Consider the following 23,784-nt stretch of genomic DNA (forward strand, 5'->3'; position numbering starts at 1 on the left):
GGCCTGAGGCCCTGACTGTTGCAGCTCGGGGCCTCAGGCTTTTTCATTTTAAATACCGGGTCTTATGGCAAACACTTCAGTGGTCGTGGTCGGCGGTGGCATCGTAGGCTGCCTCACTGCCATGCAGTTAAAGAAACAAGGGCACACCGTCACGCTGGTTGAGCGCAATATCGTCGCTGCGCAAACGTCAGGGGAGTCTTCGTGGGCTGGGGCGGGCATCGCTTTTCCGCTGTTGCCATGGTTTTATCAGGAGATTGTCAACGAGCTGGCGCTGGCTGGTGCGCGCGCCTATCCAGCCGTCAGTGCAGAGCTCTTTGCCGAAACCGGTATAGACCCCGAATGCACGCGTAGCGGCATGCTGATCCAGCCGCCGTTTGACCAGCAAGCAGCCCTCGACTGGTGCCAGCGCTATGGACTGCAAGCAGAGTTGCAAGGAGATAACCTGCTGATTCCTGAAGTGGTGCAAATCCGTAACCCGCGCCTGCTACAATCGCTCAAAGCCTGGTTGATCAAGCATGGCGTCACTCTGCGCGAACAAACACAACTCATGCCTTTGCAAGAAGGTGCTTCCAGCATCCACACCTGGCAAACCACAACGGGCGACACCTTGTCGGCCGACCATTTTGTCGTCACCTCCGGCGCCTGGAGTTTTGAGCTACTCAAACAAACCGCTCTAAGTCTGGAGATCAAACCCATGCGCGGGCAAATGCTGTTGTATCAGATGTCCCCTGGCCTGCTACCGCATATTCTTTACCGTGAAGGTTTTTACATGCTGCAACGCCGCGATGGGCACTTGCTAGCCGGCAGTAGTCTGGAAGATGTCGGTTTTGATACCGGGGTGACTGAAAGCATGCGTCAGGAAATGCTGCAAAAAGCCGAGGCGATTCTGCCAGCCTTGCGAGGGCAATCAGTGATCAAACACTGGAGTGGCTTGCGCCCCGGCACGCCGCACAATATCCCGACCATAGGCCGTCATCCAAACATTGAAAATCTGTATTTGAATACCGGTCATTTTCGCTATGGTGTCACCATGGCACCAGAATGCGCGAGGCGGATTGCGGCATTGTTGGCTTAAGTAAAGAAGGTAATTCTTTAACTTTTTGGTAACAGTGGGTCTGCTTCGGCATACTAACCAACTTTCCTTTTCGCCTTTAGGCGAGTTACTTTTCTTTGCTTGCACTCAAAGATAAAGTAACCAAAAGAAAGTGCACCCCAGCTTCCGCTTGTTTCCTGTGCTACTCTGCTTGCCGAGCGGCCATCGAAACTCGCCCTGGCGGCTTGCACAAGACGCAAGCCACTGCGGAGCTCGGACAGCTGATGGCCGAGTACTCCCGCCAACCCTGCGTTGCTCGGCGCGTCAGATGGGGGCCCAGAAAACCATGCGACTGCTAGCGTCCGTGAATTAAAAAAGAATTAATTTTTGAACGGTCCAAATTTCAACAGTGTGACTTTGACGAGATAAATCCCATCACGCTGAGTAGCGGAAACAAAGTAAGGAAGAAGGGAGCGACTGTCTGAGCTCCGCGGCAGCTTGCATGGTGTGCAAGATGCCAGGGCAAGGCTCGTGACCGCTTACTTGTTGATCACTAAGACTGCAAAGCAGTCTGTTAAGGTCTAGGCTAACTCGCGTAGCGATGTTAAGCATAGCAACCGTAGCCAACAACGCACGGTAGCCGAAGGTCGTGATGGCTGGGTGCCCTCTTCTTTGGCTTCGGCCGCCACTACGTGGCTTAACCTAAAGGTTAGCCTTCGCCGCAACACTGCGTTAGTTGTGGTTACTTTCTGTGGGGAAAGCAACAGAAATTAACTTGACGAGAGGCGAAAGGAAATGTTTAGTGTGGTAACTTGTGTTGCTTAGTCCGCCAGCCAATCCCCACTTTTCCCACCATGCTTCTCGAGCACGCGAACACTTTGTATTGTCATGCCTCTATCAATGGCTTTGCACATATCGTAAATCGTTAACAGGCCAACCTGTACAGCAGTCAAGGCTTCCATTTCCACCCCGGTTTGCCCGGTGGTCTCACATTGCACTCGGCAAGTAATACTGTGTTGCGCTTCATCTGCCATAAAACTGACATCGACGCGGCTTAGGCTAAGCGGGTGGCAGAGCGGTATGAGGTCGCTGGTTTTTTTGCTGGCCTGGATCGCGGCAATGCGGGCGATGCCAAGCACGTCACCTTTTTTGGCGGTGCCTTGCAGGATGGTTTGCAGCGTGGCTGCCTGCATTTGAATCTTGCCTTCAGCGATGGCGATGCGTTTGGTGTGTGCTTTGTCACCGATATCGACCATATGGGCATGGCCTTGGGCGTTAAAGTGGGTGAGTCCGTTGTTGGCAGTTGACATAAGTGGTCTTGAGCTCAGTTCTAGTGAAATCAGTGCGAGTGAAAAAGGATGAACTCGGGCAGTGAAGTCGTTATCATAACAAGTTTGGGTCTTTAGCACAGGGCACATGCGTTTTAAACCACTTCACATGGTATTTGAATCTGGCAATCTGCGTACACGTTATGCGCGGCTGTTGCGCGGGTTGTGTTTGTGCGCACTGTTCATCGTGCCCGGGGCGTCCTTGTTGGCGAATAACGCGACTGGTATTTTTTCTGGCAAGCCTTATGAGCCTGGCGATCTGGATGTCACCCTGCCTGCCGATTCATCTAACCAGCTGCCTGAGTTGGGTGACGCCTCACAAACCGTGTTGTCATTGCGCGATGAAGAAAAAATTGCGCACCAGATTTTAAAGCAAGTCGCTACCGATGAAGATGTGTTTGATGATGCTGAGGTAACAGACTACCTGCAGGCACTGGGGACGCGATTGGGGGCGAGTAGCCCGGACCGCGCCCAGAAATTTTATTTTTTTGTGGTACAGGACAAGTCGATTAACGCTTTTGCCATGCCGGGCGGCGTCATTGGCGTCCATACCGGTTTATTCATTGCGGCCAACAGTGAGTCTGAGTTGGCCAGTGTGCTGGGGCACGAAATCGGCCATGTCACGCAGCATCACCTGGCGCGTATGCTGGCCTCTCAAAAGTACGATATGTTCAAGAATATCGCTGCGACGGCCCTGGCCTTGCTGGTGGCACGCTCTAACCCGCAAGTGGTCATGGGCGCGATGACTGCGGCCTCTGCGGCCGGGATACAAAAGCAGCTGGATTACACGCGTGAGCACGAGCGCGAAGCAGATCGGGTCGGCTTGACCATTTTGCAAGATGCAGGCTTTGATGTGCGCGCCATGCCGGCCTTTTTTACCACCATGCAGCGGGCGACGCGCTTTTCGGATGGCAATATGCCCAGCTATTTGCGTACCCACCCGCTGACCAGCGAGCGGATTGCCGATATAGGCAACCGTGTACAAAACTTGCCTTATAAGCAGGTGAATGAAAGTCTGCCCTTTTTTATGATGCGGGCAAAAATCCGGGCCTTTCAAGGCGCGCCCCAGCAAATGGTAGAAGAGTTTCAGAACAATATTAACGAGGGCCGCTATCAGAATGAGCTGGCTGAACACTATGGCCTGGCTTACGCCTGGCTGCGTGTCAATCAGCCGCAAAAAGCACTGACCGAGGTCGACTGGCTGGTTAAGCATGGGCTTTCCAGCCCTTATCTGGTGACCCTGCAAGGCTTGACCCTGGCCAAGTCGGGGCAGGTGGCACAGGCGCAAAACCGTTTTGTTCAGGGCTTGCAACAATATCCGCAACATCGTGCGCTGGCGCAAGGCGAGGCTGAGTTATTGATCCGCAGCAACCAGTGGGCGCCGGCAGTCAGCTTCATCCAGAAACAGCTGGAGGCCTTCCCTGAGGACCCAAAACTGTATGACTGGCTGGCTGCCGCGTATCAGGGCCAGGATAAACAGATGTTGCGTCATCAGGCGCTGGGGGAGTCTTATGTGCGCAAATATGACTTGCCGCGGGCGATTGAGCAGTTTGAGATTGCCAGCAAGGCCAAGGATGGCGATTTTTACCTGCAATCCAAAGTCGAGGCCAGATTGAAAGCGCTCAGGGTGCAGCTCAAGCTGGAACAAGGGGATGACAAAAATGGATAGGAGAGCAGGATGGACAGACGTCGCTGGTTAAAAAACAGTGTGCTGCTGGCAGCGCTACCGTTATGGATCATCGCCCGCAAAGTGCAAGCGGCCACCTGGTTTGCTTCTGCCTTTGAGGCCAAGCAAACGGCACAAGTGTTGGCGGCGCTCAAAGCCACTGCGGTGCCTGTCACCAGTGATCTCAGTATTGACGCACCGCAAAAAGCTGAAAATGGCGCCGTGGTGCAAATTGAGCTGAGTAGCACACAGGCTGCTGGCAAGTTGCGTAGCTTGCGTTTGCTGGCAGATGCCAACCCCACCCCCTTGATTGCGAGTTTTGAGTTAGGCAAGCAGGTATTGCCGAGGCTGGTGACACGCGTCAAGCTCGCGCAATCGGGGGAGGTGATCGCGTTGGCAGAACAGGGGAATGGCCAGTTTACGCAGCAGCGGCGTCAGGTCATCGTGCTCGAAGATGGTTGCGCCAGCAGCGAACGTGAAGAGCCGTTTGCCAGCAGCATGAAAATGCGTGCGCGCATGCTGGAGAGCAGCCCGCTGGGGAACCATGTCACTGAACTTAAAATCATTATTGTGCATCCCATGCGTACGGGTCGTAGCAAAAATGAAGATGGCCAGTTAATGCCCGCGCACTTTATGCAACTGATGCAAGTGGTGATGAATGGGCAGGTGATTGTAGATGCCCAGACGGGCACCGCGATTGCACGCAATCCCTATTTCACCTTTTATATACAGGATGCCAAGGTCGGCGATGTGATTACGGTAAACTGGCAGGATAACCGTGGCCTTGAAGGGCATGGACAAGTCACGGTGGCTGTATAGTTTGATAAAAATAATTTATTGATAAAATTAAAATAATCAATTTTACATATTAAATGTGTGTGTCTACAATGCACTCATTCGCTGTTGAAATGCAGCAATATTTAATGAAGTCTGTTTAATTAACCCACGTTCTAAATCATAAAGGAGAACTACATGTCATTGATTAACACACAAGTACAACCATTCAAGGCGCAAGCTTTTCACAACGGTAAATTTATCGAAGTGACTGAAGAGTCTTTGAAAGGCAAATGGTCTGTGTTGATTTTCATGCCAGCAGCGTTCACTTTCAACTGCCCAACCGAAGTTGAAGATGCGGCTGACAATTATGCGGAATTCCAGAAGGCTGGTGCTGAAGTGTACATCGTGACCACCGATACCCACTTCTCCCACAAGGTTTGGCACGAGACTTCACCTGCAGTAGGCAAGGCGAAATTCCCATTGGTTGGCGACCCAACTCACCAATTAACCCGTGCATTTGACGTGCATATTGATGAAGAAGGTTTGGCATTGCGCGGTACCTTCGTGATCAACCCAGACGGCGTGATCAAGACTGTTGAAGTACACAGCAACGAAATTGCCCGTGATGTAAAAGAAACCTTGCGCAAATTGAAGGCTGCGCAATACACCGCTGCTAACCCAGGCCAGGTGTGCCCAGCCAAGTGGAACGAAGGTGCAAAAACCTTGACGCCATCTTTGGACTTGGTAGGCAAGATCTAATCTCGTTGAGATTGGTATGAGCAACGCCCTGCGCCAGCAGGGCGCTCAGGAAAAGTCACTGAGTGGATGTGTTGTCACTGTGGTTTTTCCTGAGCGAGTTTCCCCCAACCATTTTTGATTGCCATGCATGATGGCCACGGTTTGTTGTTGCCTGAAGAAATGCACCAGCCGTGATTTTGGAGAATGAATATGTTAGATGACACCTTAAAAACCCAACTGCAGACTTACCTTGGCATGTTGCGCCAACCTATCCGTTTGATTGCTTCGCTGGATAGCAGCGAGCGTGCGGCAGAAATGCGTGAACTGTTGCAAGAAATTGCCGCGCTGTCCGACAAGGTCAGCCTGGACGAGACTGGCGATGATGCACGCAAACCGTCATTCGTGATTGCCAAAGAAGGCGAAACCCATGGTGTGCGTTTCGCGGCGATTCCGTTAGGCCATGAGTTCACCTCATTGGTACTGGCGTTGTTGTGGACCGGCGGCCATCCACCAAAAGTGGAGCAGGATGTGCTTGACCAGATTAAGGCGCTGGATAGCGATTTGAATTTTGAAGTCTATATGAGCTTGTCTTGCCATAACTGCCCGGATGTCGTGCAGGCGACCACACTGATGACTGTGTTCAACCCACGCATCAAGACCACCGTGATTGACGGCGCGCTGTTTCAGGACGAAGTCAACGAGCGCAACATCATGGCGGTACCCGCCACTTTCCTCAATGGCGAGATGTTTGCCTCAGGCCGTATGCTGGTCGAAGAAATTCTGGCCAAGGTGGATACGGGCGTTGTTGCCAGAGAGGCCGAAAAGCTCAACGCTAAAGAAGCGTTTGATGTCCTGGTGGTTGGCGGTGGCCCGGCGGGTGCTTCAGCAGCAATTTATGCAGCCCGTAAAGGCATACGCACCGGCATCGTCGCTGAGCGCTTTGGTGGCCAGGTTAACGACACCCTGGCGATTGAAAACTTTATTTCAGTCAAAGAGACCGAGGGCCCTAAACTGGTCGCGGCGCTTGAAGAGCACGTGAAAACCTACGACGTGGATATCATGCCATTGCAACGTGCCGTTGGATTGGCCGAGCCTAGCAAAACCGACAGCAAACATGCTGGCTTGATTGAAGTGAAGCTTGAAAGCGGGGCGATTTTGCGCAGCAAGTCTGTGATTCTGGCAACCGGTGCACGCTGGAGAAATCTGAATGTGCCTGGCGAAGAAGCCTATAAAAACAAAGGCGTGGCCTACTGCCCACACTGCGATGGCCCGTTGTTTAAAGGCAAGCATGTCGCAGTGATTGGTGGTGGTAACTCCGGTGTGGAAGCCGCAATTGACCTTGCTGGTGTGGTTGGTCATGTCACCTTGCTGCAGTTTGATACTGAGCTGAAGGCAGATGCGGTATTGCAACGCAAATTGCGCTCACTGGAAAACGTGACGATCTTGACTAGCGCCCAAACGACCGAAATCACTGGTGACGGTACACGTGTGAATGGCCTTACTTACACCGACCGCGTCTCTGGCGAGAGCAAGCATGTCGCACTGGAAGGCGTGTTTATCCAGATTGGCCTGGTCCCTAACAGTGACTGGCTGAAAGGCACCCTGGATCTGAGCAAATATGGTGAAATTGAAATTAACCACCACAATGCCACTTCGTTGCCAGGTGTGTTTGCGGCAGGGGATGTCACAACGATTCCCTACAAGCAAATCATCATTGCCATGGGTGAGGGCTCGAATGCGGCACTGGGGGCGTTTGATTACCTGATTCGTCAGTAATTGTGTTGGCAATAAAAAAACCTGCCTCGGCAGGTTTTTTTATGTGGTCTATTTTGAAAAACTGATCAGGAAGTCAGCGACAGCGAAACGGCTTCTGCCACCTTAATCCCATCTACCGCGGCTGACAGAATGCCGCCTGCGTAGCCTGCGCCTTCACCACAGGGAAACAAGCCTTTGGTGTTGATGCTTTGCAAGGTATCGTCGGTGCGTTTGATGCGGATCGGGCTGGAGGTGCGGGTTTCCACGCCAGTGAGGACGCCATCGGCCAGGTCAAATCCGGAAACTTGTTTGGCAAAAGCCGGGATCGCTTCACGCATGGCGCTAATCGCGAATTCAGGCAATGCCGTATCCAGGTTGGTCAAGTGCACACCGGGCGTGTAAGACGGCGTCACTTCACCAAATTGGGTCGAAGGGCGGTTAGCTAAAAAGTCGCCTATCAGTTGGCCGGGGGCTGAGTAATTACTGCCGCCGAGCACGTAGGCCTGGCTTTCAAGCTGGCGCTGGAATTCGACACCCGCAAGTGGGTGGCCTGGGTAATCCACTTCCGGCGTGATGCCAACCACAATGCCGGCATTGGCGTTACGCTCGTTGCGGCTATATTGGCTCATGCCATTGGTCACCACGCGGTTGGGTTCTGAGGTGGCGGCAACTACCGTGCCGCCCGGGCACATACAAAAGCTATACACACTACGGCCATTTTGCGCGTGATGCACCAGCCGGTAATCGGCTGCGCCCAGTTTCTTAAGGATATCGTCGCTATAGCTTTTGCCATAGCGTGCGCGATCTATCAGGCTTTGTGGATGTTCAATGCGGAAGCCAATCGAGAACGGCTTGGCTTCAACATAAATGCCTCTCTCATAGACCATCTCAAACGTGTCCCGTGCGCTGTGGCCGACGGCGAGCACCAGATGATTGGTCGGGATAAATTCACCGCTATGCAGAGTGACGCCCTGTACCTGCTCGTTCTCAATGGCAATATCGGTTACCCGGCTTTCAAAGCGGATCTCGCCGCCCAGGCTGATAATGGTGTTGCGCATTTCTTCAACCATTCCGACCAGACGGAACGTTCCGATGTGCGGATGGCTGACGTAAAGAATTTCTTCTGGCGCCCCGGCCTTGACGAATTCCTGCAAGACCTTGCGGCCGTAATGTTTGGGATCCTTGATCTGGCTGTAGAGTTTGCCATCTGAAAAAGTACCGGCTCCGCCCTCACCAAACTGCACGTTGGATTCAGGGTTTAATGTGCGTTTGCGCCAGAGTCCCCAGGTGTCTTGGGTCCGCTTGCGCACTTCTTTGCCGCGTTCGAGCACAATCGGATTGAAGCCGGCTTGCGCGAGAATCAGCGCGGCAAAAATCCCGGCTGGACCAAATCCCACCACAACAGGCCGGTGTGTCTTGTTCTGACTGGATTGTGCGACAAAGTGGTAGCTGGTATCCGGTGCCGGTTTGATATGCGGGTCTTTTTTAAACCGTGCCAGTATTTTGGCTTCGTTTTTGACCTCGACATCCAGGTTGTACACATACAATATGGCATGTGACTTGCGTGCATCTACGCCGCGCTTAAAGATCTCAAAGCGGAGCAGTTCGCTTTCGGGGATTTCAAGGCGTCTGATCAGCGCCGCCTTGATTTGGTCATCCTGGTGTTTGAGCGTATCTGCAAGCTCAATCGGTAGTTTGATTTCTGTGATTCTGAGCATAATGGGATAGTGGTTATCTATCAAAAGGCTATTTTATTCTATTCGGTAAGGCTTTATCATCAATTAGTTGGAAATTTTCCCTAAAAAATATGTGAGATTGTGACGATATAAAGTCTGTATGTTTAATTACAAGCGACGAATACTTATCCCACTAATCATTGCGGCTGCATTGTTGTGCATCTCAATGGCGGGGTTGTTTGTTGCCATGTATCAGCTGGTTGATTACTCAGAGCAAAAAGACCTGGTAGACAGGCAGCGCTACCAGGTGGTGACCTTGGGTAAGGCGATCACCAATGCCGAGAGTGGGCAGCGTGGTTATTTGCTCACTGGGCACACCTTGTTTTTGGATGCGCTGGAACAAGGACGTGATGAAGCCTCTAAAGTCATCGCACAGCTAGAAAATAGTTTAGCAATAGACTGTGCTGCGCGTCCCTTGTTAAACAAAATCAAACAGTTGGTGCAACAAAAATTTAATGTCATGGATAAAAGCGTGCAGGTGCAGATGCATGCGGGTGAATATGCGCCACATCTTTCATTAAGCAGAGATCGCGGGCGTGAATTGATGAAGTTGATTGATGGGCATATGGCGCAGATTGACGAGCAACTGGTATTACAGCGTCAAGGCTTTGAGCAAGCGATCCGCAATCGCATCCTGGCTTCAGTCACGGTGGCGATTCTATTGAGTATTGTCATTATCAGCGTCTTGGTCTTTTCTTACCGCAGTACCACCCTTTTGCTGGAACAGGTCATGGAAAATCAGGCCGTAGCTAAGCAGCTTAGCCATCAGGCGGATCACGATTTGCTCACCAGCCTGCCAAACCGCCGCAGTGTGAATGTCTATCTGGAAAGCACTTACGAAATGGCCAGGATAGGCTCCAAGCAGTTTGCTGTCTTTTTTATGGATCTGGATGGGTTCAAACGGGTGAACGATGCCTATGGACATGATGTGGGCGATGCCTTGCTAATTGAAGTGGCAAATATGTTTAAGAAAGTGTTGAGACAGTCTGACTTTCTGGCCCGTCAGGGCGGAGACGAGTTTGTATTGGTGGTGAGCAACTACTTACATCGGCTGGAATTGACGCAGCTCGCGCAGCGCTTGATCCACTTGTTTGCGCAACCTGTGGTTGTGCGCGGGATTCCATTGGAAATCGGGGTGAGTATCGGCATTGCCGAATACCCGCATCATGGCAAAAACGTGAAACAGTTGTTGCATGTGGCAGATAAAGCCATGTACGACTCCAAGAAAAATGGCAAGAATCGTTTCAGTTTTGGCGAGTAGGCCGATGGCTGAATGAGGGAGCGCTCGTCGTGCGTTTGATTACAGCCCCGTCTGCAACTGACGCATTTTTTTGAGCATGGCAACGGTGACGGGCTTTTTGGTGGTCAACGACCATTTATCCAGCGCGTCCAGTACGGCCATCAGTGTCGGCAAATCCCGGCGCAAATAGCGCAAGCAGTAAGCAATCACCTCTTCGGGTAATTTCATGCCACGCTCATGCGCATGAGCACGCAAGGCCTCCGCTTTTTCACTGTCACTCAGCGGATGTAGTTGATAAACCAAGCCCCAGGCCAGCCTGGTCGCGAGGTCATCACGCAAGCCCATCTGGGTGGGCGCATGGCTGCCAGCGGTCACCAGCATGCCGCCTTCCGCCTTGATCTGGTTAAAAGTATCAAACAAAATGATTTGTGACTCTTCATCCAGCAGGTGCACATCATCGGCAATATGCGCCCCTAGGGCCTGTGCAGCCAGCAATAAATGGCTTTTGCCACTGCCAGACTCACCCCAGAGGTAAAGAAAACGGCTGGGGGCTTGTGCGGCCAGCACGGCATGTAAGCTGGCCAGCGCCTCTTGGTTTTGGCCCACAATAAAGTTGTCAAAACCGGGCGCGGCCGGCGGCTGAATATTCAGTAGCAGTTGTTTCACGGCAGTCTTATCGCGAGGGATCACTCATCCAGGGTTTGGATCAGATTCGGCTCGCTATTCAAATAGGTTTCGCTACGCAAATAACTTTGTTTGGTATGGCGCAAGCCTACGGCAATTGCGGCACTCACCGGCAACGCCAGCAATACGCCGGCAAACCCAAATAATTGCCCACCCGCCATTAATGCGAGAATCACGATGACCGGGTGCAAGCCGATGCGGTCGCCCACCAAAATAGGCGTGAGCAGAAAGCTTTCTACAAACTGGCCGACGCCAAATACCAGCAGGACCGGGACAACTTCTGGTAGCGAGGCAAACTGTAACAAGGCGAGCAAGACTGCCATCACAAAGGCCAAGGCAAAGCCCAGGTAGGGGACAAAGCTTAACAAGCCTGCAATCATGCCGATGGAGAGCGCCATATCCAGCCCCACCAGCCACAGGCCGACGCTGTAAAACACGCATAGCGACAGCATGACGGAAAGCTGGCCACGCAAGAACTCTGCGACCACGCTGTCTACGTCTTTACAGATATGCTTTACCCGCGCGATCCAGTTGCGCGGGATCAGGTTGCCGGTTTCAGCCACCATATGATCCCAGTCGCGCAAAAAGTAAAACAGCACCACAGGCAACAGGCAAATGTTGGCAAACATGCCAATCAGGTTAAGGCCTTTTTGCCCGGCGCTGAGCAAGAAACTCCCCAGCATGCTGCCTGCGGTTTGCCAGTGCTCGCTGATCAGTTTTTGGACAACGTTGCTGTCAATATCAAGGTGGATGCCGAATTTGTCGCGTAACCAGGGCTCTACCTGCTGATGGAAGTGATCGACCACGACCGGTAAGCGTTGCGCGATTAACTGCGACTGCTGTTGCAAGAGCGGAATCAAGATCAGCAACAGACCAATCAACGCCAAAATGACGCCAGTCATCACCAGCAAGGTGGCGACAGTACGGCCAAACTGCCAGCGACCCAGGCCGGCTTCGCTCAGTTTGTCCACCATGGGGTCCAGCATATAGGCAATCACGGCAGCGGCCAGAAAAGGCGTGAGGATGGGCTCGAGCAGGTAAAACAGGTAAATGAAAATGCCGATCACAATCCACCAGCGATGATCACTGACAAACTGGGTAGCAATGGACTTGTGATGGTCTTGGTCTGACATGGGTAGGGCGCATGCGCGAATCCGGCATAGGTCGAACTGGCAAGATGCGTTAAAATAATGATTATTTTAAAATTATACTGAATTTCGACGCGGTCTTACGCTTTGTTGCAAACATCTGCACATTGCCAGTAGTGCGTCACACAATTAATCGCATTGAAAGAAACGAGAGTATCTTGACGACTTCTTCTGATAAAACTTCCATCACCTACCGCGATGCCGGTGTAGACATTGAGGCGGGCGATGCCCTGGTTGAACAAATCAAGCCCTTTGCCAAGCGCACGCTGCGTCCTGAAGTCATGGGCGGGATTGGTGGCTTTGGGTCATTGTTTGCCATGCCAAAAAAATTCAAGGAGCCTGTGCTGGTTTCGGGCACCGACGGCGTGGGGACCAAGCTTAAATTGGCATTTCAGTTGAACAAGCATGACACTGTGGGTATAGACCTGGTGGCCATGAGTGTGAACGATATTCTGGTGCAAGGCGCCGAGCCGCTGTTTTTCCTCGATTACTTTGCCTGTGGCAAACTCGAAGTCGGCACTGCGGCTGCGGTGATCAAAGGCATTGCGCAAGGCTGTGAAGAGTCCGGTTGTGCGCTGGTGGGCGGTGAAACCGCTGAAATGCCTGGCATGTATCCTGCCGGTGAATATGATTTGGCTGGCTTTGCTGTTGGCTGTGTCGATAAAGCCAATATTATTGACGGTTCTACCATTCGTGCCGGTGATGTGATACTGGGCCTGGCTTCCAGTGGCGCGCACTCCAATGGCTACTCCTTGATCCGCAAACTGATCGAAACATCCGGGATTGATATGGAGTCAGATTTCCATGGCCGCAAGTTCAAAGATGTGGTGATGGCACCGACCAAGCTGTATGTGAAGTCTATTCTCAAATTGCTGGAAACTTTGCCAGTCAAAGGCATGGCGCATATTACGGGTGGCGGTATCACCGAAAATATCCCGCGCGTGTTGCCTGAAGGCCTGACTGCAGAAATCCAGAAAGCCAGCTGGACGTTGCCACCCTTGTTCCAATGGTTGCAGGCACAAGGCAATATCGAACCGATTGAAATGTATCGCACGTTTAACTGCGGTATTGGCATGGCCGTGATTGTGGCGGCAGAGCACGCAGACCAGGCGCAAGCCGTGCTGGCCTCCGCAGGGGAGACGGTTTACCAGATTGGTCAGATTCGCGCACAGCAAGCGGGCGAAGCCCCAACCGTGGTGGTGTAATGGCTGGCATGCAGCGTTTTTGCCGCCATCTAGCGTTCTGTCTGGCGATTGCAGGCTTGTTGGCCGCACCGTGCTTGTCTGCTGCGCCCAAGCAACTGACCGTCACCTATGATTTGTTGCAGCAAGGCGTCAGTATTGGCACCATCAAAGATCAGCTCAATGTCTCCGCAGGGCGTTACGAGATCAACTCCCTGGCGGAAGGTAAAGGCATTTACAAGCTGATGGGTGAGCGCACACTCTCCAGTCAAGGCCAGGTTATCTCAAATACTTTGCGTCCGGCACATTTTGAGTCACGCCAATCCAAACATCCGAATAAAGCCTTGATCAGCGAGTTTGACTGGGCGAAAAAAATCCTCAATATGCAAATCAAAGACGAGCAGGAAACCGTGCCGTTGACCAAAAACGTACAGGATTTGCTAAGTGTGATGTATTGCTGGATGTGGCAGCCCCCGAAAGGTAAACAAATCAGCCTGGACGTGGCAACTGGTAAAAAACTCTCGCTCCACGCCTTTGTGATCACCGAAGAAAAAACACCGCTTGTCACCGAGGCAGGGACGTTTAATGTGATCAAACTGGCGGATACCGAGGGTGAGAAAACGTTATACCTGGCCAAAGAAAAAGGCTATCTGCCAGTCAAGCTGATTGTGCAAGATGATGGCAAACAGATGGAGCAGGTGATCACCAGCATCACCGGCCAGTGATGCCGTCAATGCTGGGAACTTAAACATGCCAGCGTCAGGGGTACGAGAAAAGATCACGCAGCATTTTTCGTGGCCGTTGTTTCTCGCTTTCTGTGTTTCTTTGTTGTTGCATGTGCTGGTGTTGAGTGAGGTCAATTGGCGGAGCTGGTTACCGGCAGAAGCGGAACCGCCAGCGCGATTGCAAGCACGCCTTGTGTTGCCAACCAAGTCCGCGCCAGTCGCTTCCAAGGTTGAGGCGCCGGCCTCTCGCCCTGCGCCTGCGGCGAAAAAGCGCTCTTCCGTGCAGCCACTTTCAGAACCGGCGACTGATCAGGTTGATCGTGTCGCGCCGGATGCTTCAAGCGAGTCATCGTCAGCAGATGTGAGTCAGCCAGCTCAGGATGCGCCTGCTGTGCCTGAGGCTGAGGCGGTGGCAGAACAAATTGCCGAGTGGCATGCCAGTGATCATCCAGAGGCAACGGACGATGAGCGGCCTGCCCCGCCATATCGGCATGTGCTGACCGAGTATGCGGTGTATGTGAATGGCGAGTCGCGCCCGGCCGGCAGTGCCAGCATTGAATATGTGCGCGAGACTGCAGGAAGTTATTCCTTGCGCTGGCTGGTTGAGGGCAAGGGCCTGTTAAAATTGTTGTATCCCTCGCTTGAACAGCAAAGTCGCGGTGAGGTAGGGCCCGCTGGGCTCAGGCCTAGCTATTACCGTTATGCGTTTGGTAGCCGTGAAAGTAAAACCTATGAGGCGACCTTTAACTGGGCGATCGGTGAAGTGACCCTCAAAACCAGCAAGGGTGAGCAAAAGCGCGAGTTGCCCGCCAATACGCAAGACATTCTGAGTTTTATGTATCAGTTTATGTTTGTACCGCCGCTGCAAGAAATGCGCGTGACATTAACCAATGGCCGTCGGCTGGGCGAATATGAGTATGTGTTTGAAGGCGAGGAGACGTTAGAGATTGCCGAGCAGTCTGTGTCTACCCTGCATATTGCGCACACCCGTGGTGACACAGATGAAAAAGTGGAATTATGGCTGGCCAGCGGCTATCGCTATGTGCCGGTTAAAATCAAAAAGCTCGAGAAAAACGGCATGGTGATTGAGCAAGTGGCCACGCGCTTGAGCGCCGAATAACGCAACTATTGCAACTATCGTAAGTATTGAAAGAACCTGATGAACCAATCCCTGATGCGCCAGACGGCGATGCTGTTAAACGACCTGCTGAAATTTGAAAGTCCGGCCGATGCCAAGCTCGGCGAATTTTTCCGTCAGCATCGCGAGCTGGGCACCAAAGACCGTGCTTGGGTGGCTGAAACCGCCTACGGCGTCTTGCGCCGCTATCGCTATTTGCGTGAAGTGAGTGTCAGCGAGCCAGATGAACAAGAAGACACACGCAAGCTCATTATCGCCTTGCTGCTTAAAATAGAGGGCAAAAGCATCCGTGACTTGGATGAGATGCTCGACGAGCGTCAAAAAGAATGGGCCGTTACCATCAAAGCCAAAAACAGTGAAGGCTTTGCGCCAGCAGTGCTGGCCGATGTGCGCGACTGGTTCTGGCAAAAGCTGGTTGAACAATATGGCGAGACAGAAGCCATGACCATCTGCCGCAGCATGTTTGAGCAAGCCAGTCTGGATTTGCGCGTCAACACCATCAAGGCCAGCCGTGAAGAAGTGCTGGCTCGAATGCTGGCTGAAAACACGGTTAAAGATAATGTGATCACGCCTACGCCATACTCCCCCGTCGGCATCCGTATGGGTTCGCGCCTCAATATCGGCAAACACATCCTGTTTACCGAAGGCAAAATCGAGGTGCAAGATGAAGGTAGCCAGTTGCTCAGCTATCTGGTTGCCCCCAAACGCGGCCAGATGGTGGCAGATTTATGCGCAGGGGCAGGTGGAAAAACCCTGGCTCTTGGCGCACTCATGAAAAACACCGGTCGCCTCTATGCCTTTGATGTCTCGGAAAAACGCTTGAATAATCTCGGCCAGCGCCTCAAACGCAGTGGCTTATCCAACCTGCAAGCACAATTGATTAACAACGAAAACGACCTCAAACTCAAACGCCTCAACGGCAAGTTTGACCGCGTGCTGGTCGACGCCCCTTGTAGCGGTCTCGGCACCCTGCGCCGCAACCCGGATTTAAAATGGCGCCAAGCTGAAGAAGATGTGGCTGAGCTCAATGTGAAGCAAACCAATATCCTCGCCCGAGCCGCCAAGCTCTGCAAAGCTGGTGGCCGCGTGGTGTATGCGACCTGTAGCTTGTTACGTGAAGAGAATGAGGCCATCGCCGAAGCCTTTCTTGCTGCACACCCCGACTTCAAACTCATCCCTGCCAATGAAGTTTTAGCCCAGCAAAATATTGCGATGGATACAGGTGACTATCTGAAATTATTGCCTCATCTGCATGGCACGGATGGGTTTTTTGCGGCGGTGTTTGAAAAAGGTTAGTTTTTTATCCTAATTATTTATTACTTCACCACATTACTCATGTGTTGCATTGTCAAGAATTGCAGACCCAAGCTATAATTGTAAATTAATTTTTAGCAATGAAAGCAATAGCATCTCTACGGCTTTGATTCATAAAGCGGTATATCTGGATGTAGTATGTGATTATGTTTAGGGGTGGCAGCGGGTTGATTGAGCAACTCTCTAACATTGCTAATGAAAGCTGCTCTGCTGGTGCAGCTTTCAATGTTTTTAGGGCTTCCAAAACTCGGCAGGGGTTACAAGTTTTTGTTGAGTTAATTAGTCATTATAGTGAGCATTTGGTAGCAGCTAAATGCCTGGTAGGGGTAATCTAGCTTGTTATTTTCTTTTTGGCGTCAACGCAGCTTATTTATTGAGCTTACCAAGCGTGAGTTTTCAGGCAAATATCGCGGCTCTTTCGGTGGCATTTTTTGGTCTTTCGCGCAGCCACTATTCATGTTGGCCGTATACACTGTTGCTTTTGGAGTAATTCTTCAAGCACGATGGGGCGGAGTTGGAAGCACTTCAGAGTATGCACTATTGCTTTTTGCTGGTTTGATTGTGTTCAATATTTTCTCTGAAGTGCTTTCTAAAGCTGCAACTCTTGTTACGACAAATCCCAATTTCGTTAAAAAAGTGGTTTTCCCATTAGAGTTATTACCAGTTGTTGTTGTGGCGACAGCACTATTGCATGCATTTATCGCCTTAGGTGTTTGGGCTGTAGGCTATGCGCTACTTATAGGATTTCCGCATTGGACGCTGATTTTTTTTCCATTAGTCTTGGTAAGTTTTGTGCCTGTAGTTTTGGGGTTAGGCTGGCTACTTTCCAGTATTGGGGTCTTGGTAAAAGATATCAGTCAGCTTACAGGTTTGTTGAATCATACATTATTATTTTTAACTCCTATTTTTTATAGTATCGAATCTGCGCCTTCGATGATTCAAAAGGCTTTGATGCTTAATCCGTTAAGTTTTATTGTTGAGCAGCTTCGATTGGTGCTGTTTTATGGAGGTATCCCTAATTTCACTGGGTTGATTTTATATTTTGTGATTGCCTCTTTGTTTGCTGTTCTTACCTTTTTATTGTTCAGATGGGTACGTCCAAGTTTTGCGGATATTTTATAACTTATGAGTGATATCGCAATTTCAGTAAGTAACCTAAGTAAGTGTTACAAGGTATTTGATAGTCAGCGTGATCGCTTCCTTCACATGTTTTGGCCAAGCTACAAGAGAGGAATGCAAGAGCTGTGGGCGCTGAAGGATGTTAACTTTGACATAAAGCGTGGAGAAGCTGTTGCAATCATTGGCCGAAATGGTGGCGGTAAAAGTACGCTGCTTGAGATATTAACTGGTACATTGACTCCCACAACTGGCAACCTCAAAGTGAATGGCCGTGTGTCCGCCCTTTTGGAGCTTGGGAGCGGATTTAATCCAGAGTACTCTGGGCGCGACAATGTCATTTTAAACGGGTTGCTGTTAGGACTGAGTAAAGCGGAAATATTAAGTAGATTCAATGAGATTGAGGCGTTTGCTGAAATTGGAACAGCAATAGATCGTCCTGTGAAAACATACTCCAGCGGAATGATGATGCGGTTGGCGTTTGCTGTACAGGTTTTGTGTGAGCCGGAGATTCTAATTATAGATGAAGCTTTAAGTGTCGGAGATTTTTTCTTTCAGCAGAAATGCTTGAGCTACATTCGTACTTTGTGTGCAAAGGGAGTGACTCTTTTATTTGTATCTCATGATATGGGTACAGTAAGAGATGTATGTAGTCGTGCAATTTATTTACGCAATGGCTCGGTTGAGAAAGACGGCGATTCAGCAAGGGTCGTCAGCTACTACTTTGTGCGAAATGATCAGCAGGATACGCCTAATTCTGTTGAGCGTGTTGAGTCTTCCTTACCAGGCAAGCTTAATCCACCGGTTGCGGGCTTGATAATGCCTCTTTGGCAAACTGATAAAGATTTAGATTCGGTTTCGTCGCCATCATTGTTTCAAGTTGCGCTTCATGATGAAAACGACTTGAATGTTAGCTCTATCAGAATAGGTTGCAGCGTTACATTGAAAGTGATTTTTAAAAGCTTTGGTAGTGACACGGAAACTATCTCGGTCGGTATAGTTAACAAGTATGGTCAGTTAGTGACTTGTTTTAACTCTAATAAGCTTATTTCGGCTGGAGTGACAACGATTGGTTTGAAACAATTTAATTTCACTTTGCCCATGCTTTTAGAGTCCGGGAAATATTCAATTGTAGTCACTCTTGGATATAAAACTGGACCAAATAGTGGTGGTACGTTCGATCAAACGCCAAATTTAGGTCCGATATCAGTATTTTGGAATTATCAAGAAGATGAAGCTCCTTTTGTCGGAATGTTTGGGCTGCCTGTTGAAGTCGGGTCGGTAGAGTTATGATTTTTGTGATCAGAAGAATTGTTGCCCGTTTCTTCCCGCCGGAAGCATCATTGGGGTTTTGGGGAAGATTATTTTTGAGTTTCTTCTCAATTCTTAATTTAAAAGTAAAATATGGCCCTGTTTTGCTTTATATATCGCCACTCTCATTGCTAGATCGATTTGTTTTGCTTGGTCGAAATATTAATCCGTTTTTTTTGAGTGCTGTTGCCCAGTACGCAAGAAATGGCGTGGTGATGGATATTGGAGCAAATCACGGTGTGTTATCTCTATTAGCCATTAAAAATGGTGCAAAATTTTGCCTTAGTGTCGAGCCCTCTATAAGGGAGTCTGCAAAGCTTCTAAAGAACGTCAATGCTAACCAAGAGCAGAATATTGCGTTGCTAAATATAGCATTAGGCTCTGCTTCTATTCGTTTTGAGAGTTTTTATTTGAGTAACTCTTTGAATCCTGGAAAAAATAGTATTTTTGTCGGTAATACAGTGGAGCCGTTAAAGCAAGAGGTACTAGCTACGAGATTTGATGATTTGTTTAAATGTAGAGAGTTCTTATCAAATTTAAAGGTAGTAAAAATTGATTGTGAGGGGGCTGAACTCGATATTTTAAAAGGTATGGAGTCCTCTATTGAGTTTATGAGTCATGTAGTATTTGTTGTTGAGCTTTCAAATTTAGGTAAGGCTGGAGATGATCTAGCAATCTATAGATGGTTTGAGCAACGGGGCTTTAAAGGTTTTTATAAAGCTCCGCATTCTGCTGGAGATAAAGAGGAGGTTTTTTACACCCCACTTTTCAATGAAGATCCTAAATTCTCAAGTGAGTTACTAATAAAAAGCTTATGAATCAAGAGGATAAGCTGGATGTTTTAATTGTCTCAAATGGTCAAGATATTAAATTATTAAGACATTTTTTATTAAGCTATAAACTTTTTTTTAAAATCAGAGGCAATATTCATGTCGTCATTTGGAGAAAAGACGCGCAAGCTCTATCTGAAGTGCTGTGCCCAGAAAATTTGGTAATCCATTACAAGGATGATATTCCTGAATTGGTCGAAGATGATTTTCGTAACCAAATGTACATTAAGCTTATTGGTGACAGTTTTGTAGATACTCCTTGGTTTTGGGTTGTTGATGCAGATTTTCTCATTACATCAATCATAACGTACCGTGATTTTTTTGAATCTGATAAGCCAAAGTGGTTTTACAGGCCATGGGTTGAGATTCCAGAAAAGAACTGGCGATTGCCATCAGAAGGCTTTATTAAGTTTGATATTCCTTATCTTTTTATGGATGAGCCGTTATACATACTGAATAAAAAAATTCTTAGTATGTTTCGCTCGAAGGTCTCTTTAACAAAAATCCTTACTTCCCGTGAATCTCCCAGCGAATTTATCGTTTATGGGGCTTTCGCATATAAATTTTTTCATGACTATTATGCGTGGAAAAACTCTTCAATAGAAAACGTAACCTCATTGATATATAAGGTAAATCAGCAACCGCCATCATATATGGTTCTGAGTCCCGATTGTCGTCTGACTGACTCCTCATTATCGAAGGTATGTGTCTTCTGGTCGCATTGGGAGTTAGCAGAAGACAAGATGCGTGAGTTCCTGCTTGATGCGCAAGTTCGAGAGTTTGGACGGATTTTGCTTCAGCCTGAGACTAAAGCTCTTATGCAGAATCTTGGGTTAGAAGATGTTTTGAAAAATGGATCAAGTGCTTGGGGGGGCTGTTACTCTGATGGTTGGGTGAAGCGTGAATGGTACTTTTCGATTTTTTCTGATAAAACATGTTTATTGGAAATAAATCTAGATGTTTTTCCTTCTTTAGAGTCATCCTACTTAAGGTTGATTGTTGATCAATGCGATGAGTATATGGCACTTGTACCTGGCATAAATAAGCTTTTAATACCTCTCAGCTCCAGTAAAGTAACCACTGTTCAGGCTACATTTCATGGTGGAATAATAGAGCCTCAAGGTAAAAGAAACTTATATGCGATAGCTAAGAGTTGCAAATTAATGAATAGAGAATTGAACTGATGAAAAGTGTAATGCCTGAAAGTATTCCTACTAATAGCATATTAGGAATTAATTATAGTGGTATGCACGATACGGCAATTGCGGTTACTGCCCCAGATGGATCGCCCATTTTTGCATGTTCTTTAGAGCGATTGAGCCGTGTCAAGCAAGATGGCCGCCCGCCATTTGCACTGCTAGAAAAAATGCCCTGGGATCGCATAGCCAAAATTGCTATCTCAACGGATCAGTATTTTTCGTTCCCCGCTAATTATGAAAGTAAGTTGCTTGCCACGCCTCTGCCGCAAGTGCGTGAGGCTGGGTTGGTTCATGAAGAACCTTTTTATGATTTTATTAAATCACTTCCTGCTGAAAAGGTATTTGTCTGTCATCAAATGGCGCACGCTGCATCAGCATTTTGGGCAAGTGGATTTGAGTCAGCGCTTTGCTTAACTTACGACGGGGGTATGTGTAATAGCCCTTGGTTTGGAGGGTTATACCTTTGTGATCGTGAAAAGGGAATACAGGCTTTAGATCAGTTCAGCGCGCTACATTACGCCAAAATAACTTCCCTTTATACCTTTGTTACTGGATTGTTGGGGTTTAGCCCTAATAAACATGAGGGGAAAATCACGGGGTTGGCGGCATATGGTAAAGCTTCAGATGCTTGTCGTTATTTTCTGAAGAATTTATTTGATGCAGATTTCTTATCAATAGAATCGACTGTTGAGTGGAGTTCTGTTTATTCTGTTGATCAAGTCCCCGCACTTAACGTTCGAGAAGGAAAAATGGACGTTTACAGGCAGGCCGCGGAAGCTTTTACCAAAGAAGAGCTTGCTGCAACTGTTCAAGAGATGGCTGAACAACATATATTGGAAATATTAGATCGTGCCAAAAAAAATGGATGGACGAGTGAAAATATATGTTTGGCAGGCGGATTATTTGCAAACGTAAAAATTAATCAGAGAGTCGTTGAGTCGGGATTCAGTAAACTTTTCGTTGCTCCTCCTATGACGGATGATGGAACGGCTTTGGGAGCTGCCTGGCATGCGCTTGTGGGGCAGGCTCAGTTTGAACCACAAAAAATAAAATCTATGTACCTCGGGCCGTCTTATGATCCTCGCGAAATAGAGACTTTGTTGACAAATGAGTGTATAGAGTTTGAGCGATTGCCAAATGCTGCAGAGACGCTTTCAGACCTTCTTTCAGAGGATCAAGTGGTCGCGATATTTCAGGGGGGAATGGAATTTGGGCCTCGCTCATTAGGTAATCGATCGATTATTGCACAAGCGACCAAAAGCGATATTAATCAGAGTCTGAATGATCGTCTGAATAGGACTGAGTTCATGCCTTTTGCACCGATAACCCGTATTGAGGATGCACAAGACTGTTATCTTGATATCGATAAAGTTTTACATACTGCAGAGTTTATGACAGTTACTGTTAACTGTACTTCAACAATGATCAACGCATGTCCTGCAGTTGTGCATGTTGATGGCACTGCCCGCCCACAATTGGTCCGCCCTGAATCCAATCCACTTATACACGCCATACTCACGAGTTATCTGAAAAAGACTAACCGTCCAAGTTTGGTGAATACTTCTTTTAACATACATGAAGAGCCTATCGTTTGCTCACCAAAAGATGCGTTACATGGCTTCTTTGAATCTGGACTAGACTACCTGTATCTTGAGGGTGGATATCTGGTCGCTTTTAAAAATAATACTCATGTGGCCCTTAAATATCTTCAGGAAAAAATTAAGAGCCCCAGTCAAAAGTCGTTACATCAAGCTGCTACTATTACCTTACAGGATAAAAAGCTGGCTGAGTTCGAGGCTCAATTGGTTGAGAAAGAGCGTATTATTCAAGAGCAGAATGCTCAACTGATCAACTATCGTCAAGAATTAGGCCAACATGCAGGTGCGTTGCGGGCATATCATTTGGCATATGGTGGGTTAAGTCCATTTGCCCCTATCGCAAGATTGGTTCGAGCATTTTATAATGTGATCCGACCTCGATTGGGGCAACTTTCTCAATACTCTCCGCGACCAATGAGTTGCCTAGCAAGCCCATGCATATCTAAGCTATCTGCTTATCCATGCATATCAATTGTCACCCCTTCGTATCAGCAAGGCGAATATATTGAGCGCACGATAAAAAGTGTTGTAGATCAGGCATACCCTAATCTTCGATATTTTGTTCAAGATGGTGGCTCTAAAGACTCGACAACTATAGTTTTAAGGCGATATGAAAATGCTTTGTCTGGTTGGGTGTCTGAAAAAGACTCTGGGCAGTCTCAAGCGATTAATCGCGGATTTAATCAGCTAAATGGTGAGATTATGGCATGGCTGAACTCAGACGATTTACTTTTACCAGGTGCTTTGCATATTGTTGCTGATTATTTTAATCGGCATCCCGAGGTTGATGTAGTTTATGGTAATCGGTTGCTGATTGATGTAAATGATATGGAAATTGGACGCTGGATTCTTCCCGGACATGATAGTGCCATTCTTTCATGGGTCGATTACGTGCCGCAAGAAACCCTATTCTGGCGTCGTCGCATCTGGGAAAAAGCTGGTGGGAAAATTGATGAGTCATTCCGCTTTGCTATGGATTGGGATTTGCTCGTACGCTTTAGGGATGCAGGTGCCAAGTTTGGACATATTCCGCAGTTTCTTGGAGCATTTCGAATTCATGAGCATCAAAAAACATCAGCTGCGATAAGTCAAATTGGATATCAAGAGATGGGGCGAATTCGAGAGCGAACTTTGGGGTATTTACCTGAGTGCAAACAAATTCGTAAGGCAGTGTTGCCTTACTTACTTAAGCATATTTTCGTCGACATGATTTACAGGCTTAAAACTAGGTTTGGTATCAAGGCGTAAAAAAGTTATTTTTCATTGA

At 48.7% G+C, this 23,784-nt stretch carries 19 protein-coding genes; 15 read left to right on the forward strand and 4 right to left on the reverse strand.

The window, feature by feature from the left end:
• Positions 1-64: 64 nt before the first annotated feature.
• Positions 65-1,075, forward strand: coding sequence for an NAD(P)/FAD-dependent oxidoreductase (locus tag Q9292_RS06805; protein WP_313986253.1), 1,011 nt, complete (start codon positions 65-67; stop codon positions 1,073-1,075).
• A 779-nt stretch (positions 1,076-1,854) separates the two neighbouring features.
• Here Q9292_RS06805 and moaC read toward each other — a convergent pair.
• Positions 1,855-2,343, reverse strand: a complete 489-nt coding sequence (gene moaC / locus Q9292_RS06810) for a cyclic pyranopterin monophosphate synthase MoaC (RefSeq protein WP_313986255.1) — start codon at positions 2,341-2,343, stop codon at positions 1,855-1,857.
• A 127-nt stretch (positions 2,344-2,470) separates the two neighbouring features.
• On the opposite strand from moaC, the gene Q9292_RS06815 reads away from it, so the two are divergent.
• The 4 genes from Q9292_RS06815 (at position 2,471) to ahpF (ending at position 7,318) form a co-directional block, all read left to right on the forward strand.
• Positions 2,471-4,030 carry a M48 family metalloprotease gene (locus tag Q9292_RS06815; protein WP_313986257.1) on the forward strand — a complete coding sequence of 520 codons (1,560 nt, stop codon included), beginning with the start codon at positions 2,471-2,473 and terminating at the stop codon, positions 4,028-4,030.
• A 9-nt stretch (positions 4,031-4,039) separates the two neighbouring features.
• On the forward strand, positions 4,040-4,846 hold the full coding sequence (soxZ, locus tag Q9292_RS06820; protein WP_313986259.1) for a thiosulfate oxidation carrier complex protein SoxZ: 807 nt from the start codon (positions 4,040-4,042) through the stop codon (positions 4,844-4,846).
• 153 nt (positions 4,847-4,999) lie between these two features.
• On the forward strand, positions 5,000-5,563 hold the full coding sequence (gene ahpC, locus Q9292_RS06825) for an alkyl hydroperoxide reductase subunit C (RefSeq protein ID WP_313986261.1): 564 nt from the start codon (positions 5,000-5,002) through the stop codon (positions 5,561-5,563).
• A gap of 189 nt (positions 5,564-5,752) precedes the next feature.
• On the forward strand, positions 5,753-7,318 hold the full coding sequence (gene ahpF / locus Q9292_RS06830) for an alkyl hydroperoxide reductase subunit F (RefSeq protein WP_313986263.1): 1,566 nt from the start codon (positions 5,753-5,755) through the stop codon (positions 7,316-7,318).
• A 65-nt stretch (positions 7,319-7,383) separates the two neighbouring features.
• Here ahpF and Q9292_RS06835 read toward each other — a convergent pair whose 3' ends face one another.
• Entirely contained in the window at positions 7,384-9,015 is a 1,632-nt protein-coding gene (locus tag Q9292_RS06835) for an NAD(P)/FAD-dependent oxidoreductase (RefSeq protein WP_313986265.1), read from the reverse strand.
• A gap of 184 nt (positions 9,016-9,199) precedes the next feature.
• Between Q9292_RS06835 and Q9292_RS06840 the strand changes: the two genes are divergently transcribed.
• Positions 9,200-10,294, forward strand: a complete 1,095-nt coding sequence (locus Q9292_RS06840) for a diguanylate cyclase domain-containing protein (protein WP_275356468.1) — start codon at positions 9,200-9,202, stop codon at positions 10,292-10,294.
• Positions 10,295-10,333: 39 nt separating this feature from the next.
• On the opposite strand, the gene Q9292_RS06845 is transcribed toward Q9292_RS06840, so the two are convergent.
• Both Q9292_RS06845 and Q9292_RS06850 read right to left on the reverse strand, forming a co-directional pair.
• Positions 10,334-10,939 carry an HdaA/DnaA family protein gene (locus Q9292_RS06845; protein ID WP_313986268.1) on the reverse strand — a complete coding sequence of 202 codons (606 nt, stop codon included), beginning with the start codon at positions 10,937-10,939 and terminating at the stop codon, positions 10,334-10,336.
• A 20-nt stretch (positions 10,940-10,959) separates the two neighbouring features.
• Positions 10,960-12,090 (reverse strand): AI-2E family transporter, encoded by a 1,131-nt coding sequence (locus tag Q9292_RS06850; protein WP_194749796.1) that lies wholly within the window; start codon positions 12,088-12,090, stop codon positions 10,960-10,962.
• Between the two features lie 173 nt (positions 12,091-12,263).
• On the opposite strand from Q9292_RS06850, the gene purM reads away from it, so the two are divergent.
• The 9 genes from purM (at position 12,264) to Q9292_RS06895 (ending at position 23,765) form a co-directional block, all read left to right on the forward strand.
• Positions 12,264-13,310: a phosphoribosylformylglycinamidine cyclo-ligase gene (gene purM / locus Q9292_RS06855; protein WP_409934477.1), complete on the forward strand. Its 1,047-nt coding sequence runs from the start codon at positions 12,264-12,266 to the stop codon at positions 13,308-13,310.
• A complete protein-coding gene (locus Q9292_RS06860; RefSeq protein ID WP_313986270.1) occupies positions 13,310-14,011 on the forward strand; it encodes a DUF3108 domain-containing protein in 702 nt (233 codons plus the stop codon). The genes purM and Q9292_RS06860 overlap by 1 nt, the downstream gene beginning before the upstream one ends.
• Positions 14,012-14,036: 25 nt before the next feature.
• Complete coding sequence (locus Q9292_RS06865) at positions 14,037-15,131, forward strand: DUF3108 domain-containing protein (protein WP_313986272.1); 1,095 nt, start codon at positions 14,037-14,039, stop codon at positions 15,129-15,131.
• Positions 15,132-15,170: 39 nt separating this feature from the next.
• Complete coding sequence (locus Q9292_RS06870) at positions 15,171-16,445, forward strand: RsmB/NOP family class I SAM-dependent RNA methyltransferase (protein WP_313986274.1); 1,275 nt, start codon at positions 15,171-15,173, stop codon at positions 16,443-16,445.
• 354 nt (positions 16,446-16,799) lie between these two features.
• On the forward strand, positions 16,800-17,585 hold the full coding sequence (locus tag Q9292_RS06875; RefSeq protein ID WP_313986276.1) for an ABC transporter permease: 786 nt from the start codon (positions 16,800-16,802) through the stop codon (positions 17,583-17,585).
• A gap of 3 nt (positions 17,586-17,588) precedes the next feature.
• A complete protein-coding gene (locus Q9292_RS06880) occupies positions 17,589-18,872 on the forward strand; it encodes an ABC transporter ATP-binding protein (RefSeq protein ID WP_313986278.1) in 1,284 nt (427 codons plus the stop codon).
• On the forward strand, positions 18,869-19,708 hold the full coding sequence (locus Q9292_RS06885) for an FkbM family methyltransferase (RefSeq protein WP_313986280.1): 840 nt from the start codon (positions 18,869-18,871) through the stop codon (positions 19,706-19,708). Before Q9292_RS06880 ends, Q9292_RS06885 begins: the two co-directional genes overlap by 4 nt.
• Positions 19,705-20,904 (forward strand): hypothetical protein, encoded by a 1,200-nt coding sequence (locus Q9292_RS06890; protein ID WP_313986282.1) that lies wholly within the window; start codon positions 19,705-19,707, stop codon positions 20,902-20,904. Before Q9292_RS06885 ends, Q9292_RS06890 begins: the two co-directional genes overlap by 4 nt.
• Positions 20,904-23,765, forward strand: coding sequence for a carbamoyltransferase C-terminal domain-containing protein (locus Q9292_RS06895; protein ID WP_313986284.1), 2,862 nt, complete (start codon positions 20,904-20,906; stop codon positions 23,763-23,765). The genes Q9292_RS06890 and Q9292_RS06895 overlap by 1 nt, the downstream gene beginning before the upstream one ends.
• The last annotated feature ends 19 nt before the right edge of the window (positions 23,766-23,784 follow it).

The organism is Methylophilus sp. VKM B-3414, from assembly GCF_032248435.1.
Classification (GTDB): domain Bacteria; phylum Pseudomonadota; class Gammaproteobacteria; order Burkholderiales; family Methylophilaceae; genus Methylophilus; species Methylophilus glucosoxydans.